This window comes from Variovorax humicola (genome assembly GCF_037889915.1).
GTDB classification, from domain to species: Bacteria; Pseudomonadota; Gammaproteobacteria; order Burkholderiales; family Burkholderiaceae_C; genus Variovorax; species Variovorax humicola.
In genome coordinates, this window is sequence record NZ_JBBKZV010000007.1 from 1 (window position 1) to 15662 (window position 15662).

Genomic DNA, 15662 nt, shown 5'->3' on the forward strand with positions numbered 1-15662 from the left:
TGGACCGACAACGGCGTGCTCATCATCGAGCACGAAACCGAGATCGGCGCGAGCAATGACACAGCGTCCAGATCCACCACGATCAGGTACTACAGCCTGTACATGCATCTGGGCGCCATCGCCAGGAACCCCCAGACGCAGGCACCATGGAAGGCCGGCGAGCGCATCTACCGCAAGGACGAACTGGGCAGCCCCGGGCGGATCTACAGCCACACCGGCCAGATCCACTTCGAGATCTGCTGCGACGCAGCCAATGCCCGGACGATCATCGGACGCCAGCCGTGCTGGAGCGAAATCGATCCACCGGTCGCCCCCACTGCCGATGGCCGCACCGACAGCGTCTTCGGCGACGTCGTCGTCTACCTGCCGGCCACCACGCCCACCAGCGCAGCCAACCCCACGAGCCACTTGCGCACGGCCAGCACCACCACCCTCGGCGCGGCGCAATGGGTGTCCATCCGCTATGACAAGGGCAAGGCCTATCTGAAAAGTTACGACGCCCTGGGAATGCCCATCGGCACCGAACGCTCGGACCATGATTTCGAATACGACCTCTACGCCGAAGCCAACCGGCGCCACAACAGCTTGGGCGCAAACTCGCAAGGCAGCAGCCCCAGCGGCTGGTACGAACTGCTGCGCTTCGGCCGCAACCTGGGGCCCGACCCGCTGCCGGCCAACGCGGCCCACTGGCGCAAGATCCCCACCGCCTCCGGCGAAGTGTGGGCCGACCTGAACGCGGCAGGCAGTTGCAAGTTCAGCGACGCGGACTTCCTCGACGTCATGGGCTGGAACTGCTTCGAGGACGACACCAGCCCCAACGACCAGCGCTGCGACTCGGTCAACATGAAACGCTGGATACGCGACCCGGACCCGGCCAATGCGGAGCGCATGAAGCCCAAGGCGCTGGGGCGGCGGCTCGGAGAAGAGAGCGTGCGCAAGAAGCTGCGCCGCGCGATCTGCAATTTCCCCAGCGAATGGGAGCAAGGCACCGTGGAAGCGCGCTACCAATGGCTGCGTGATCCGAGCAACCCCTACGGGCTGGATGATGACAAGAACTGGCAGCGCTTTGTGAGGCACTGCAAGTCAACGACCTTTACGGACTTGCCATCCGGCTATCTCGCGGCGAAGTGGCGGTTTCATCCGGTGGAGTTCATCACGGTTATGCGGCGGTGTGGGTGGTTGAGTGAAAGTGAATTTCAGCAGCTACTGCCACAGCACGCAATGCGAAGCTCAAAAGGAGTGAACTTGTGGGAGCCAGTACCTGCTGTCAATGCCAACTTCAAGACCAATCCAGTGGCCCGAGACCACCGCCTTCCCCTAAACCGAGCTATGCGAAAGTGGGGAATGGCCTCTCCGTTTCGAGCCGCCACATTTTTCGGCAACGCAATACAAGAGACTATGTGGTTCGGTCGTCTAGCGGAAATCGGCGGAGCCAATCTTTGGTACGCGCCATGGCAAGGTCGTGGCTTTCTTCAATTGACCAACCCTGGAAATTACGTGGACTATTGGTGCTATCGCGGTCGTGTCGTGCCGGAAAACTTGCGTACCGCGATGGTCACCGCCTACCAGCGCATTGCTTCGACAGTATCTGTTTCACGTAGTAATTCTGGGTTGCAGGATATCCATTTCCCGGCATTGACTCAGGAAATGAAGGATTGGCGAACGCAGATGGAAGCGGGCACCAAGCCAGTTTTAGGTGCTGAAGACTTGCGCGCACCAGCGGACAGCGCAGGCTATTACTGGGTCAAAAACGATATGTCTAGAGAGGCTGATGCGCCACACATTCTTGAAAGGATCGCAATTCAAACGGATAGGGGAGGGAAAATCTATTATCGCAGCCAAAGTTTCTGGAGAGCCTCAGCTACCGTAAATTTGCCTGGAGCCGTCAATCGGAAGAATTATAGCGGAATTAATGGATTTGATGCGAGATGTGTGGCTTACGGTTATGCCCTGGCTGTTTTGACGGAGATTCGCTTTGAGGATCAAGCCGCTCAACTATCTTTATGGTTTCCAGATGGGCACGTTCCGAGAAATCAATCATGATAAAAAAATTTCATTTCAATCTTATTTTTTTCCTCACTCTGACAGCGCTCAATTTCGCTGCCATTTCAGCGCAGTTCGATCCTTTAATCACGCAAGGCAGGCGAAACCGCGTTTTGGAGATTGCGGCAAACAACGACAAACATTTTGTTTCATGTAAATTGAATTTTTTAGATTCACATTTCGGCAAACTCGATGATGCGACGTATTATCGTACATCATTTCCGTTGACTCTTGAGTGTTTGCCAGGCAATGATGATCTTGTGAATTCGGGATGGGCACAATACGACCCCGAAAGAAATACCTGGAATGTCAACTTTATCAGCAATGAGGATAAAAAACAAAGAGAGAGTTTCACGAAATTCTCTCTCTTGGAAAATCACAATAGTCGCGGCTGGATGGTAACTGTTGCAGATTTCACTGGAGAGTATAAATTTAGAGAAAAGAAATTGTATTTTTGCTTAGTTCATCTGAACAAGGCAGTGTGTGGAAATGGATCGGTAGGTTTTCTTAAGAATGGAAAAAAAGGAGACTTGACACCTTATGTCACGAAGATTATCCGTAGCATTGAGTTTCAGTGAATCTCTGCCGAGTTGCAGATCACAGCCTGCATGACGCGCTTACGCTTCAAAGCCGATCACTACATCCTTCTCGACGAATTCGCAGCCCTTCATTCAGAAAAATGTAGAGCAGATGTCTAGAGTCAAAGATTTTTCCAAACTTTGGATTGCCCTTTCCTTGAGCGCAGTCGCAATCTCTGCTCGCGCCGCGAAATTTCTTTGCTTTAAAACATATCATCGAATGAAAGAAATTCAAGTGGAGATGGCTATCAACGATGGTTTTGAAGAAGGTACTGTGTTATATAGGGGAGAGAAGGCGTCAATTCCAATAAAATTGGTAAAATCAACAATGATTCTCCATGGGGGCACTAGAATCCCAGCTGTTATTCGGAGTCAATGGATTGAATTGATCGGAGGAAAGAAAATGGGAGATATTTTTTGACGACCCAAGGCGGAATTGTCGGAGAATTGGTTTATTCAAACAAATTTGGCCGCAAATTGAGTTTTGGCGACGATTTTGAAGCCTACGCGGGAAAAGGAAATTGTTCTTGGAATAGATAGTGGAAGCGTCCAAGTCCCAGCGATTGAGCGGGAACCCCTTTGAGGATGACACCAGCCCCAATGACCAGCGCTGCGATTCAGCGAATGCAGCGTTGGATACGCGACCCGGACCCGGCCAATTACGCAAGCGCGGATTCCGGCGGATATTACTGAGTTACCAAACCCTTTCGGGGGACAGGGAATATCACAAGAGTTACGGATTATGGTCTCGCGCCCAGATATGTTGGGTTCGTGTCGTGGTTAGTCAATGGTGGAGGCAACGGGTACGATGAACGCCATCAATTTGCGCGCTATCTCACCAACATCCTTGGAGATGAGCCGCGGCATATTTCCGGCGAAACGTGGAGCTATCCACCCTTGACCCCCCAGCTTGTCGGGACCTTTCCTCCGGGCAACCCTCCCAATACACGAAGCATTCAAGTTAACCATGCTCCCCAAATCCCTTAATCTTCTACTCGGTTTGACGATCGCGTTAAATGCGGGTGCATCAAATTCGGCGACAACGTCACCGTTTGAGATTGACTCGCTTGGTATGTGTTTCGAAAGCGCAGACTCCTTTATGCAAAAGACCCTCGGCGGGTTGGATGATCCAAATATTGCCAAGACCAGTAAAGGGGCATGGATTTGGATTATGGATCGGACGGCGTCAAAGAACTACGCGTGGTATTTATTGGAAAGGAACAATGCTCAAACTTGTCTGCGTGCATTTTTACCCGCCGCAAGTGATGTCAGATTTCAAGGAAAATCTTTCATGCAACTCGATGCATTCATTGCTCCCGAGATTGGATTTCCCGCAAAACTAATTCAATTAAGAGCACAATCGAAGTTCGGGTCTTTTATGCCATTTCGATGTTTTTTGCTAAAAAATAGGCGACACCTTGTGGTTCGCAAAAAAATACCTTGCGAGCATATATATGATTGATCGATGTAGGCAAAAGTGTCGGGAGTAAGCCAAAACGAGTCGATAAATTTCCGAATGTGAGAGGGAAATAGCTTCGCTGCAGGAGGACTTGCACGTTGAGTAACGAACCCTGTTCGACAGCGTCTTCGGCGACATCGTCGGCTCCCTGCCGAGCACAACGCCCACCACCGCAGCCAACCCCACGAGCCACCTGCGTGCGGCCAGCACCAACACCCTTGGCGCGGCTCAATGGGTGTCCATCCGCTATGACAACAAGGGCGCGGCCTGAAAGCCATTTGATCATGGTGCGTTCTACACAGATCAATCGCTCGAAGAATTTAAAAATGAGAAAAATATTTCTCGCGCAGTCACATTTGCCATCAATGGCGGATACATCGACGAGGACCGGCGCCTTTCATATACGAAGAGTGCGAAAAATATTTCGTTATGAACTTTAAATCGTTTTTTGCTTTGTGCTTTTTTATTGCGTTGATTAATGCGCATGCTTCTGCACATGAAGAAGTTTCTATCAGTAACGACGGAAATTTTGTCAACCTAAAATCAAACAAATCAGAAAGTCATCAATGTCGACTGAAGGGTAGTGATTCGAAGAACGCGCCAAAGTACAAAGCCGTGAGACTAAGTTTTGATCGGTCCGCTGTATTGCTTGACAATGCGGAGTATTTGGCAGTGGCGGATATCAAAAAATGCGAGGCAAAGCGATTAAAGCCGTTACGTGTGGCCCCCAAGGCGGGATTGCTCGCTGACATAAATTTATCTTCTGGCATTTACATATCACTGGACGTCGTCGGGTTGACTCCGTTGTCATTTTTGGCAACCGTCTCAAAAATAAAATCAGATAAAAATTTATTTAAATTACCCGGGGCGTATAGAGTTGGAGGAAGATTAAGCCTCCTTCAAAAATACGGATTTTCTTTTAGTGAAATTAAGCCCCCCATAATTTCTCGGGACGGTCGATATGTTTCAGTAGGGGGCGCCCCCGATTGCTCTCCTGATGCGTTCCCGGGGGTATGGAAGATCGACGGAGGTAAACGTGTGATTTTTGAAAGAGATGGGATTGAAGATATTGGGAAAAAGTGCAATGCACTTTTTCAATAGGCGTGACATCTATCTGAGCGCCATTGCCAGGAACCCCCAGACGAACGCTCAGTGGAAGACCTGAGAGCGCATCTACCGCAAGGACGAACTGGGCAGTCCCGGACGGATCTACAGCCACGCCGGCCAGATCCACTTCGAGATCTGCTGCGACGAAGCCAATGCCCGGACGATCATCGGACGCCAGCCGTGCTGGAGCGAAATCGAACCGCCGGTCGCCCCCACCGCCGATGGCCGCACCGACAGCGTCTTCGGCGACATCGTCGTCTACCTGCCGGCCGCGACGCCCACCAGCGCAGCCAACCCCACCAGCCACCTGCGAGCGGCCAGCACAACCACCACCCTTGGCGTGGCGCAATGGGTGTCCATCCGCTATGACAAGGGCAAGGCTTATCTGAAGAGTTACGACGCCCTGGGAGTGGACATCGGCATGGAGGGGTCGGATGCCAATTTCGAGTACGACCTCTACGCCGAAGCCAACCGGCGCCACAACAGCCTGGGCGCGAACTCGCAAGGCAGCAGCCCCAGCGGCTGGTACGAACTGCTGCGCTTCGGCCGCAACCTGGGCCCCGACCCGCTGCCGGCCAACGCAGCGCACTGGCGCAAGATCCCCAGCGCCTCCGGCGAAGTGTGGGCCGACCTGAACGCGGCGGGCAGTTGCAAGTTCAGCGACGCGGACTTCCTCGACGTCATGGGCTGGAACTGCTTCGAGGACGAAACCAGCCCCAATGACCAGCGCTGCGAATTCAGTGAACATGAAGCGCTGGATACGCGACCCGGACCCGGCCAATGCGGAGCGCATGAAGCCCAAGGCGCTGGGTCGGCGGCTCGGTGAAGAAAGCGTGCGCAAGAAGCTGCGCCGCGCGATCTGCCATTTCCCCAGCGAGTGGGAGCAAGGCACCGTGGAGGCGCGTTACCAATGGCTGCGTGATCCGAGCATAAGGTTCAAATTTACATCGATTTCAATGTGATGTCATGAACGTACTTTCACGGAAATTATTTTTCACCTTTATTTTAATTTTTAGTCCAACTTTCGTCCTTCACTCAAAGGCAGAAGGCAAAAGATTTATTAGCTTGTGTAATGTGATTACATTCAATGCGGAAGGTTTTGATGAAGAAAAAATAAAAGCCTCGGCTGACGATGACGCATGCCGTCGTTGGAAAACGTCAAAATCCCCGTTGCTTATTGTGGATTTACAGATTCTAAGCACCGACGGCAAAGAGCAACCCTCCCAATTGTTGAACACTCACCTCTACATCGGAAAAGATCAAACTGACCCTCCTGGCCCAATATATGATTTTGTAAAATATCGTCGTTCAAGAGGGAAATATTATTTCGATAGAAATAGATTCTTGTTCGCTGTGAACGAATGGCCTGTCTATCAAAGAAAGATGTCAAAATTGCTGGAGCAATCCGGAATTGAGTCAATAGAGCCAACTGCAAATATTCGTCATTGGAAGAATCGCGACGGCGATATTGTATAATTTACAAAAGCGGCATCGCGCAAGACGAATATCTAGAGAAAAGCTTTTCTTTTTTTAGAAAAAATAAATTATCCGCATCTTACAAATCACCTTTAATAAAGGTGAATGACAAAATGGCCAACGATAATCTCAATGCGATTGAAAATTTATTTCGTTCAATCAAATTGAAAAAATTAAAAACATAAAAACTAATAAAAGCACATCATTCGGTTACCCAACGTGTCAAGTCCTTCTTCAGCGAAATTAGGAAATGTCTCAGCGGTCAAAGCAAAAAGCCAAGTTGTGAGCTTCAAAGGAGATCTCCCAGGTACTTAAAAGAGGCTTCAGTTTGTTTTTTCCTTTCGGAAAGATGCAATCCTTCGCTATTGAAAAACATTTCGCTCCCGCCCCATGAGAACCTGCCATGTCTTCAATGGCACAAAAAGACTCGCCGTACAAATAAGTTACTTTACGGATTTTCTTTTGTTTTGCGAAATTTGGAATTATTTTGATGGATGATGTTTGAGTGAAGACAATTCTATACCTTCTTCTTTTCTTCCTGAGCCCGCCGGTTTTTGCTGGCGATAGCAAAATTGCGTCTTTTCGAGACTATCTAACCATATCCTTGCCACCTTCAATTTCCGCAAGAAAAAAGTCGTTCGAAGCCCCGTCACTCTTTGCAAGCGCAGATTGTGTAGAGTTACGCAATCTTCGTAAGAAGCCAATAGGATTGGCATGTATTTTTAAAAACTTAGATTCAAATTCAGACGTTTTGAATGAATTGGGGTTTTTCTCGTCGGCTGAAATCGCTCACCCGCAAGAAAGCAGTGCCTTGTATTACGCAGCAACGTCACTCGCCGTGTACCCAATGAAAATTTGGAGAGAAATAGGCAAACCAGGCTATTTTTCGGAAAACGATTGTGACATCTACAAAAATCAAATATACAGAGCTACTGGAACCTGTCTTTCCGCTTTCGCTTTCCTCTCGGAACGAGATCTTCTTTATATCGATATTGTTCTGAGAGATAACGTAAAAAATAAAGACATCATCTCCAGAAATGAAAAAATCAAAATTCTGAGTGGTATTTCAATAGGTTTTCCATAAACAATTAACAACCGGGTGAGGCAATCCATATTTCGACGGAGGCTTGGCCACGTTGGCGCCCACGTGAACATCGGCTCGCGCGTGAACATCGGGCCGCGCAGCATCGTGCTGTACGGCGCTGTCGTGCATGACGGCGCGCAACTGGGGCCGCTGACGCTGGTGATGAAGGGCGAGAGCATTCCGCCCTCGTCGCGCTGGAGCGGCAATCCGGCGATGCCTGTCGCAAGCGGCGCCTGACCGCTTGTCGATCGGTCAATTCACTGCCATTCGCAGGCCGGCCAACGCCTCTTGCGCGTCGAGCGCCGCCACCACGGCATCGCCCATTTCCTCGGTGCCCACGCGGTGGCACCCCGGCTGGAAGATGTCGCCGGTGCGCAGCCCGTCGGCCAGCACACGCCGCACGGCGCGCTCCACCCGATTGGCATTGCCGGCCTGATCGAATGATTGGCGCAGCATCATCGCCATCGACAAAATGGACGCCAACGGATTCGCGAGGTTCTTCCCCGCGATGTCGGGCGCGGTGCCATGCACGGGTTCGTACAGCCCGAAGCTGCCGGCCGCCATCGACGCCGACGGCAGCATGCCGATGGAGCCGGTGAGCATCGCGGCTGCGTCGGAGAGGATGTCGCCGAAGATGTTGCCGGTGACGATCACGTCGAACTGCCTGGGCGCGCGCATCAGTTGCATGGCCGCCGCATCGACGAAAAGATGCGTGAGTTCGACGTCGGGATAGTCCAGCCCCACGCGCGTGACCACCTCGCGCCACAACTGCATGACCTCGAGTACGTTGGCCTTGTCGACCGAGCACAGTTTGCCGCTGCGCGTGCGCGCGGTGCGGAAGGCCACGTGCGCGATACGCTCGATTTCGGATTCCGCGTAGCGCATGGTGTTGAACGCCTCGCGCTCGCCGTTGGCGTTGACGCCGCTTCCGCGCGGCTCGCCGAAGTAGACGTCGCCGGTGAGTTCGCGCAGGATCATCAGGTCCAGCCCGTCCACCACTTCCGGCTTGAGGGTGGAGGCGCCGATCAGTTCGGGGAACAGGAAGGCCGGGCGGAAGTTGGCGAACAGGCCCAGTTCCTTGCGCAGGCGCAGCAGGCTGGCGCCCGGCCGCATCATGAATGGGATGGCCTCGTCACCCGGCATGCCCGCCGAGCCGAACAGGATGGCATCGGCCTTGCGCGCGATCTCGCTCGTGGCGGCGGGCAGCGGATCGCCGGCGGCATCGATGCCGGCCTGCCCGATCGCCGCCTCCACCAACTCGAGGGGCCGCGCGTCGCCCACCACGGCCTTGAGCACTTTCACGGCCTGCGCCGTGACCTCCGGGCCAATCCCGTCGCCGGGCATCACTGCAATCTTCATTGTCAAAACCTTTCTGTATTTACCTGCAAAGAGCCTGGCCGGCCTCGTGGGCTTGCTCGAACGCTTCGATGGATGCGCGTTGCGCCAGCGTGTAGTCGATCTCGTCCAGCCCCTCCAGCAGGCAATGGCGCGGGAAGGGATCGATGGAGAATGGCTCGGCGTGCCCACGCGGGCCGGTGACGGTCTGTGCCCGCAGGTCCACCTGCAGGTGTGTACCCGGCGCCGCGAGCAGGTCCGCCAGCATTTCCAGCACCACCGCCTCGGGCAGACGGATCGGCAGCAGCCCGTTCTTCAATGCGTTGCCGTGGAAGATGTCGCCAAAGCTGGGCGCGATGACAACCCGGAAGCCGCCGTCGTGCAAGGCCCAGACCGCATGCTCGCGCGATGAGCCGCAGCCGAAGTTGTGCCCGGCCACCAGGATGCGCGCCTGCACGTATGCCGGGTCGTTCAGCACAAAATCGATGCGGCGCATGCCATGCGTGTCGCGCCGCACGTCATGAAAAAGATAGTCGCCGAAGTTGTCGGAGCGCGGCTTCTGCAGGTAGAGCGCGGGCACGATCTGGTCGGTGTCGACGTTCGACCGGGCCAGCGGTACCGCCACCGCGTCGAGTCGTGTGAAAGCTTCCATGGTCGTGGCAATTCCGTGTAGTCAGCGCGGGGAGAGAAGTTCTCTCACGTCGGTCAACCGGCCCGTGACGGCAGCCGCCGCGGCCATCGCGGGGCTCAGCAGGTGCGTGCGCGAACCCGGCCCCTGGCGGCCGACGAAGTTGCGATTGGAGGTCGAGGCGCAGCGCTGGCCCCGGGGCACCTGGTCGCCGTTGGTGCCGAGGCACATGGAGCAGCCGGCATGCCGCCACTGGAGGCCGGCGGCGCGAAACACGGCATCGAGCCCCTCGGCCTCGGCCTGCTGCTTCACCAGGCCCGAGCCGGGCACGACCCAGGCCTCGACACCGTCGGCCACGCGCCGTCCGCGCACCACTTCCGCAGCGCTGCGCATGTCCTCGATGCGGCCGTTGGTACAGGAGCCGATGAAGACGCGGTCCACCGCCAGGTCCGTGAGCGGCTGCCCGGGCCGCAGGCCCATATAGGCCAGCGTGCGCTGCATTGCCTCGCGGCGCTCCGCGTTCGTGGCATCGGACGGGTCGGGCACGTGGCCGGTGATCGGCAACACGTCCTCGGGACTGTTGCCCCACGTGACCATCGGCGCGATGTCGCCGGCCTCCAGTCGCACTTCCCTGTCGAAGCCGGCGCCATCGTCGCCGGGCAAGCGCCGCCAGCGCGCCAGCGATGCGTCCCATGCGGCGCCCTGCGGCGCATCCGGACGGCCAGCCAGCCACTCGAAGGTGGTGTCGTCGGGCGCGACCATGCCGGCGCGCGCACCGGCTTCGATGGACATGTTGCACACGGTCATGCGGCCTGCCATCGAGAGCGCGCGGATCGCCTCGCCCGCGTACTCGATCACATGGCCGGTGCCGCCCGCCGCGCCGATGCGCGCGATGACCGCCAGGATGATGTCCTTGGCCGAGACGCCCTCGGACAACCGCCCGTCGACGACGACGCGCATCGTGCGCGGCTTGCGCTGCCAGATGGTCTGCGTGGCCAGCACATGCGCCACCTCGGATGCGCCGATACCGAAAGCCAGCGCCCCCATCGCGCCGTGCGTGGCGGTGTGGCTGTCGCCGCAGACGATCACGCTGCCCGGCAGGCTCAGGCCCTGCTCCGGTCCCACCACGTGCACGATGCCCTGGCGTATGTCGTCGAGGCCGAAGAAGCGGATGCCGGAGGCCGCGCTGTCGTCGCGCAGGGCCTGCGCCATCGCGCGCTTCTCGGGGTCGGCGATGTCGGCCAGTTCGCGCGAGCCGGTAGGCACGTAGTGATCGGGCGTGGCAAAGGCGCGGTCCGGCCGGCGCACCGCGAGGCCACGCTGGCGCAGCATCTCGAAAGCCGGCGCGGAGCCGTCCTGCACCAGGTGGCGGTCAACGTACAGCAGGCTCTGCCCGTCGTCGCGCTGCATGACCACGTGCGGCTGCCAGATCTTGTCGAAGAGCGTGCGCGGCATCGGCGTCGCGGCAAAGGATGAAGATGGCATGGAGGCTTCGGCAGGAAATGAGGTCAGTCGAGCTTGACGCCGGAGATGCGCACGATCTCCGCGTAGCGGCTGGTTTCGCTCGCCATGAAGCGGCCGTACTCCTCGGGCGTGCCGCCGCCGATCTCGGCGCCGAACGTCAGCATCCGCTTTTGCAGCTCGGGTGACTTCAGCACCAGGTTGGCCTCGGCATTGAGCTTGTCGATGATCGCGCGCGGGGTTCCGGCCGGTGCCGAGAGCCCGTACCAAGACGCGGCATAGACACCTTTCAGGCCCGCTTCATCGAAGGTGGGCACGTCTGGCAAGGCGGGGTTGCGGGCCTTGGACGCCACGGCCAGCGCACGCATGCGGCCACCCGCGACAAAAGGCAGGCAGGTCGTGGTGTCGAGCATCAGCGAGATCTGGCCCGACACCAGGTCGGCCTCGGCCGGCGCCGTGCCCTTGTACGGCACATGGACGATGTCGACCTTCGCCGCCATCGCGAACTGCACGGCCGCAAGATGCTGCGACGAACCGATACCTGCCGAGCCGTAGTTGAGCTTGCCCGGACTTGCGCGGGCCGCGTCGATCACGTCCTTGACCGTCTTGAACGGCGAATCGGCCGGCACGACCAGGATATTGGGAACGGACGAGACATAGACAATCGGCTCGAAGTCCTTGACAGGGTCGAAACCCAGCTTGCTGTACAGGCTGATGTTCACCGCGTTGGGGCTGATCGAGGACATCAGGAGGTTGTAGCCATCGGCTCTCTGGCGCGCCGCAACCTCGGTGCCGATGTTGCCGCCGGCGCCGGCGCGGTTGTCCACCACGAAAGGCTGGCCCAGACGATGGCCAAGTCCATCGGCGACGAGCCTCGCCATGGTGTCGACACCACCACCGGGAGGCCACGGCACCATCAGCTTGACGGGCTGGCTCGGGTAGCGGGCCGCCGGGTCATCGGCCGACGCCGCCGCGTGCGATCCGAGTAACACCGTCGCCACCAGGCAGGCATGCAATTTCTTCATCATGGTTTGTCTCCTGTCTCTGTAATGGCCCCAATGTTATTTGCCGCAACGCTTGGGAAGCAATCACAATAAAGGCATGCAGGCATGAGTAAAATTCATTCCAAATGACACGTCGACTGCCTCCCCTCAACGCCTTGCGCGCCTTCGAAGCAGCGGCACGCTGCGGCAACTTCACGCGCGCAGCACAAGAGCTGTTCGTCACGCAGGGGGCGGTCAGCCGGCATATCGCCACGCTGGAGGACTGGCTCTCCGTGAAGCTGTTCGAGCGCGGGCGCCACGGAATCCGGCTGACGCCCGGCGGCGAGAGCTATTTCGCCAGCATGCGGGTGGCGCTGGACCAGATCGAGCATGGCACCCGTCAGCTTCAGCAAAGCCCCGACGAATGGCTGCTGCGCATCAAGCTGCCACCCACCTTCGCCATCCGCTGGCTGATTCCGCGACTGGCGCGCTTCCATGCGATGTATCCGCGCATCGATGTGCAAATCACCACCTCGCACAAGCCTGCGGACTTCGAACGGGACGACATCGATGTGAGCATCCATTCCGAGCCGAGCCCACCCGTCGGGCAGGGCTACCGCCTGCTGTTCCGCGAAACACTGTTGCCAGTGTGTGCGCCGGCCCTGCTGCAGCGCGAACCCCCGCTGGCCCAACCGGCCGACCTGGCCCATCAGGCGCTGCTGAGCTCGCTCAACCGGCCACACGACTGGCAGGCGTGGCTGGAGGCCGCGGGCGTCCAAGGCGTCGACACCCGGCGCGGCCTGAAATTCGAGAACGCGGCCATGGCCTACCAGGCGGCCGCCGAGGGGCTGGGGGTGATGGTAGGCGTACTCGCATTCGTGCGCGATGACCTGGCCAGCGGGCGCCTGGTGGCACCTTTCGATTTGCGCGTGCCCACGGAAGGCGGCTATTTCATGGCCTGGCGCGCGGACCGTCCGGTCGCGCAGCGGGTGCGCGATTTCGAAAGCTGGATCGCCGCGGAAGCGGCCGCCAGCGAGTCCTGAGTACCCAGGAGACCGCCGCGCTCGCGGCGTGCTTCTTTTTGCTGCCTGCAAATTGCCTGCAATGACTTTTAGTCATTTCTCACATGAGTTAATTGTGATTGAATTGCGGGGATCAATCCTCTATCTTCAGAGCCTAAGTCATTAGGAGACAAGGCTTTTTCGGTGCAATCCGCTCCGCAAAAGACCTCGAAAGCACATGAAGATATTGGCCGATGGCCTGCAATTTCCTGAAGGGCCGGTGGCCCTGTGCGACGGTTCGGTCGTGCTGGTCGAAATGCGTGCGGGCAGGATCATCCGGGTCATGCCCGACGGGCGTATCGACACGGTCACCGAATGCGGTGGTGGTCCCAACGGCGCCGCGATCGGGCCGGACGGCGCGCTCTATGTCTGCGACAACGGCGGCAGCGCCTATGTGCCGGGCCGCTTCACCTCCATCGGGCCGGCGCCTGATTACATTGGCGGCAGCATCCTGCGCGTCGACCTCGCCAGCGGGTCGAGCACGCAGCTGTACACCCACTGCGATGGGCACCGGCTTTCTTCACCCAACGACATCGTCTTCGATGCCCAAGGGGGCTTCTACTTCACGGATTTCGGCAAGAAGCATACGCGCGCACGGGACAGCGGCGGGGTCTACTACGCGCTGCCCGACGGCTCGCACATCGTCGAGGTCGCCTACTCCCTGCTGTCGCCGAATGGCATCGGCCTGTCGCCGGACGGCCGGGTCCTCTATGTGGCCGAGACCGAGACCGCACGCCTGTGGGCCTTCGACATCGTCGAACCCGGCGTGGTCAGGAAGCATCCGTTTCCATCGCCTCATGGCGGGCGCTTGGTCTGCGGATTGGGTGGCTTCCAGCGCTTCGACAGCCTGGCGCTGGACGCGGAAGGACGGATCTGCGTGGCGACCTTGGTCACGGGGGCCATCTCGGTCATCGCCCCGAGCGGCGAACTGTTGCGCCAGCAAACCTTTCCGGACATCTACGTCACCAACATCTGCTTTGGCGGCCCGGACCTGAAGACGGCCTACGTCACGCTGTCCGCAACCGGTCAACTGGTGTCGCTGCCGTGGCCCGAGGCGGGACTGCGGCTCCATTTCAATGCATAGCGTTGCCAGGCCCGGCGACAGCACCAGGAGAAACTCATGAATCGTCGCGAACTCATCACTGCGCTGGCTGCGGCCTGCGCCTCGAACGCGATGCCCGCGCGCGCCGCGAGCCCCTATCCGAACCGGCAGGTCAAGGTGGTGGTTCCCTTCACGGCCGGCGGCGGCACCGACGTAGTTGCGCGCGCGATCGCGGCCAGCCTGTCCCAATCGCTCGGGCAAACCTTCTACGTAGACAACAAGCCAGGCGCCAGCACGGTGATCGGCTCCGACTACGTGGCCAAGGCCGCGCCCGACGGCTACACCTTGCTGGTGGCCAGCGTTCCGCATGCCACCAACCCGTGGATGATGAAGAACCTGCCCTTCGACACCGTCAAGGCCTTCGCGCCGATCTGCCTTGCCGTGCAGGCACCCTTCATCATGGTGGCGTCGTCCACATCGTCGATCGAGTCCATGGACGATGCGCTCGCGTTGGCCAGGACGAAAAAGCTGGCCTTCGCATCCACCGGCAGCGGCACTGCCGATCACCTGTCGATGGAACTGCTGGCGCTGCAGTCGGGCGTCTCCATGACGCACGTACCCTACAAAGGCACCGGCCCCGCGCTCGCGGACGTGATGGGCGGGCATGTGGACCTCATGTTCGCGAACGTGGTGGCGGCGGCACCGCTCGTGAAGTCGGGGAAGCTGCGGGCGCTCGCGACATCGACGGCGCGACGTTCTCCGTCGCTGCCCGACGTGCGCACGGTGAGCGAGATCAGCGGCAAGCCCTTCGACGTCAGCGCCTGGACCGGCCTGCTGGCGCCCGCGGGCACCGACCCCGCGATCGTCGAGCGCCTGAGCGCCGAAGTCCGGAAGGCGCTGCAGACGACCATCACCCGGGAAGCCCTGACGACCAACGGCGCCGAGCCGGTCGGCAGCACACCCGCGGAATTCCAGGCCTTCATCGCCCACGAGATGCAGACCTGGGGCAGGATCATCGCGAAAGCCGGCATCACGCCAAGCTGAGGGAGCCTCGGAGTCCCACATGCCATTCGTCATCCTCGCGCTCGACAAGCCCGGTTCCCAGGCGCTGCGGCAGACGCTCCGGCCCGCGCATCTCGACTACCTCATCGCCCGCCAGGACATGATGCTGGCCGGCGGCGCAGTGCTGGACGACAGCGGCCAGGCAATTGGGAGCCTGATCATCGTCGACACCCAGGACGCGGCAACGGCGCAGGCATTTGCGGGCGCAGACCCATTCAGCGAAGGGCAGCTTTTTGCGTCGGTCCAGATCCTGCCCTGGCGCCAGGCATTCCTCGACAGGCGGCACACACCACCGCGGTCCGCCAGCAACTCCTGACGGACCGGGCCAGCGCGACCTACGACT

At 58.3% G+C, this 15662-nt stretch carries 18 protein-coding genes and 1 pseudogene; 13 read left to right on the forward strand and 6 right to left on the reverse strand.

Features of this window, described 5'->3' with window-relative positions; translation table 11 throughout:
* The 3 genes and pseudogenes from WKW80_RS14035 to WKW80_RS14045 form a co-directional block, all read left to right on the forward strand.
* Positions 1 to 2043: pseudogene (locus tag WKW80_RS14035) on the forward strand (hypothetical protein); the annotation flags it as partial.
* On the forward strand, positions 2040 to 2621 hold the full coding sequence (locus tag WKW80_RS14040; RefSeq protein ID WP_340364186.1) for a hypothetical protein: 582 nt from the start codon (positions 2040 to 2042) through the stop codon (positions 2619 to 2621). The pseudogene WKW80_RS14035 and the gene WKW80_RS14040, both read left to right, overlap by 4 nt.
* A gap of 112 nt (positions 2622 to 2733) precedes the next feature.
* Positions 2734 to 3042, forward strand: a complete 309-nt coding sequence (locus WKW80_RS14045) for a hypothetical protein (RefSeq protein ID WP_340364187.1) — start codon at positions 2734 to 2736, stop codon at positions 3040 to 3042.
* A 955-nt stretch (positions 3043 to 3997) separates the two neighbouring features.
* Here WKW80_RS14045 and WKW80_RS14050 read toward each other — a convergent pair.
* Positions 3998 to 4366: a hypothetical protein gene (locus tag WKW80_RS14050; protein WP_340364188.1), complete on the reverse strand. Its 369-nt coding sequence runs from the start codon at positions 4364 to 4366 to the stop codon at positions 3998 to 4000.
* 143 nt (positions 4367 to 4509) lie between these two features.
* Here WKW80_RS14050 and WKW80_RS14055 point away from each other — a divergent pair, with 143 nt between their 5' ends.
* Positions 4510 to 5181 carry a hypothetical protein gene (locus WKW80_RS14055; RefSeq protein ID WP_340364189.1) on the forward strand — a complete coding sequence of 224 codons (672 nt, stop codon included), beginning with the start codon at positions 4510 to 4512 and terminating at the stop codon, positions 5179 to 5181.
* A 108-nt stretch (positions 5182 to 5289) separates the two neighbouring features.
* On the opposite strand, the gene WKW80_RS14060 is transcribed toward WKW80_RS14055, so the two are convergent.
* Positions 5290 to 5439 (reverse strand): hypothetical protein, encoded by a 150-nt coding sequence (locus WKW80_RS14060; RefSeq protein ID WP_340364190.1) that lies wholly within the window; start codon positions 5437 to 5439, stop codon positions 5290 to 5292.
* Positions 5440 to 5539: 100 nt separating this feature from the next.
* Between WKW80_RS14060 and WKW80_RS14065 the strand changes: the two genes are divergently transcribed.
* The 5 genes from WKW80_RS14065 to WKW80_RS14085 all read left to right on the forward strand — a co-directional run bounded on the left by WKW80_RS14065 (position 5540) and on the right by WKW80_RS14085 (position 7984).
* Positions 5540 to 6013, forward strand: a complete 474-nt coding sequence (locus WKW80_RS14065) for a hypothetical protein (RefSeq protein WP_340364191.1) — start codon at positions 5540 to 5542, stop codon at positions 6011 to 6013.
* Positions 5979 to 6149, forward strand: a complete 171-nt coding sequence (locus WKW80_RS14070) for a hypothetical protein (RefSeq protein WP_340364192.1) — start codon at positions 5979 to 5981, stop codon at positions 6147 to 6149. The genes WKW80_RS14065 and WKW80_RS14070 overlap by 35 nt, the downstream gene beginning before the upstream one ends.
* A 4-nt stretch (positions 6150 to 6153) precedes the next feature.
* Positions 6154 to 6663 carry a hypothetical protein gene (locus WKW80_RS14075; RefSeq protein WP_340364193.1) on the forward strand — a complete coding sequence of 170 codons (510 nt, stop codon included), beginning with the start codon at positions 6154 to 6156 and terminating at the stop codon, positions 6661 to 6663.
* A gap of 505 nt (positions 6664 to 7168) precedes the next feature.
* Positions 7169 to 7747 carry a hypothetical protein gene (locus WKW80_RS14080; protein WP_340364194.1) on the forward strand — a complete coding sequence of 193 codons (579 nt, stop codon included), beginning with the start codon at positions 7169 to 7171 and terminating at the stop codon, positions 7745 to 7747.
* A gap of 63 nt (positions 7748 to 7810) precedes the next feature.
* Positions 7811 to 7984 carry a hypothetical protein gene (locus WKW80_RS14085; protein WP_340364195.1) on the forward strand — a complete coding sequence of 58 codons (174 nt, stop codon included), beginning with the start codon at positions 7811 to 7813 and terminating at the stop codon, positions 7982 to 7984.
* Between the two features lie 15 nt (positions 7985 to 7999).
* Here the strand turns inward: WKW80_RS14085 and leuB are convergent, their stop codons facing one another.
* The 4 genes from leuB to WKW80_RS14105 are packed head-to-tail and all read right to left on the reverse strand — an operon-like array spanning position 8000 to position 12199.
* Positions 8000 to 9106, reverse strand: a complete 1107-nt coding sequence (gene leuB / locus WKW80_RS14090) for a 3-isopropylmalate dehydrogenase (RefSeq protein ID WP_340364196.1) — start codon at positions 9104 to 9106, stop codon at positions 8000 to 8002.
* A gap of 19 nt (positions 9107 to 9125) precedes the next feature.
* Positions 9126 to 9734: a 3-isopropylmalate dehydratase small subunit gene (leuD, locus tag WKW80_RS14095; protein WP_340364197.1), complete on the reverse strand. Its 609-nt coding sequence runs from the start codon at positions 9732 to 9734 to the stop codon at positions 9126 to 9128.
* Between the two features lie 21 nt (positions 9735 to 9755).
* On the reverse strand, positions 9756 to 11195 hold the full coding sequence (gene leuC / locus WKW80_RS14100; protein ID WP_340364198.1) for a 3-isopropylmalate dehydratase large subunit: 1440 nt from the start codon (positions 11193 to 11195) through the stop codon (positions 9756 to 9758).
* Positions 11196 to 11218: 23 nt separating this feature from the next.
* Positions 11219 to 12199, reverse strand: a complete 981-nt coding sequence (locus tag WKW80_RS14105; RefSeq protein ID WP_340364199.1) for a Bug family tripartite tricarboxylate transporter substrate binding protein — start codon at positions 12197 to 12199, stop codon at positions 11219 to 11221.
* Between the two features lie 101 nt (positions 12200 to 12300).
* Between WKW80_RS14105 and gcvA the strand changes: the two genes are divergently transcribed.
* The 4 genes from gcvA to WKW80_RS14125 all read left to right on the forward strand — a co-directional run bounded on the left by gcvA (position 12301) and on the right by WKW80_RS14125 (position 15635).
* Positions 12301 to 13197 carry a transcriptional regulator GcvA gene (gene gcvA / locus WKW80_RS14110; RefSeq protein ID WP_340364200.1) on the forward strand — a complete coding sequence of 299 codons (897 nt, stop codon included), beginning with the start codon at positions 12301 to 12303 and terminating at the stop codon, positions 13195 to 13197.
* 196 nt (positions 13198 to 13393) lie between these two features.
* Positions 13394 to 14299, forward strand: coding sequence for an SMP-30/gluconolactonase/LRE family protein (locus tag WKW80_RS14115; RefSeq protein ID WP_340364201.1), 906 nt, complete (start codon positions 13394 to 13396; stop codon positions 14297 to 14299).
* A 36-nt stretch (positions 14300 to 14335) separates the two neighbouring features.
* Entirely contained in the window at positions 14336 to 15301 is a 966-nt protein-coding gene (locus tag WKW80_RS14120; protein ID WP_340364202.1) for a Bug family tripartite tricarboxylate transporter substrate binding protein, read from the forward strand.
* 19 nt (positions 15302 to 15320) lie between these two features.
* Entirely contained in the window at positions 15321 to 15635 is a 315-nt protein-coding gene (locus tag WKW80_RS14125) for a YciI family protein (protein ID WP_340364203.1), read from the forward strand.
* Positions 15636 to 15662 lie beyond the last annotated feature (27 nt).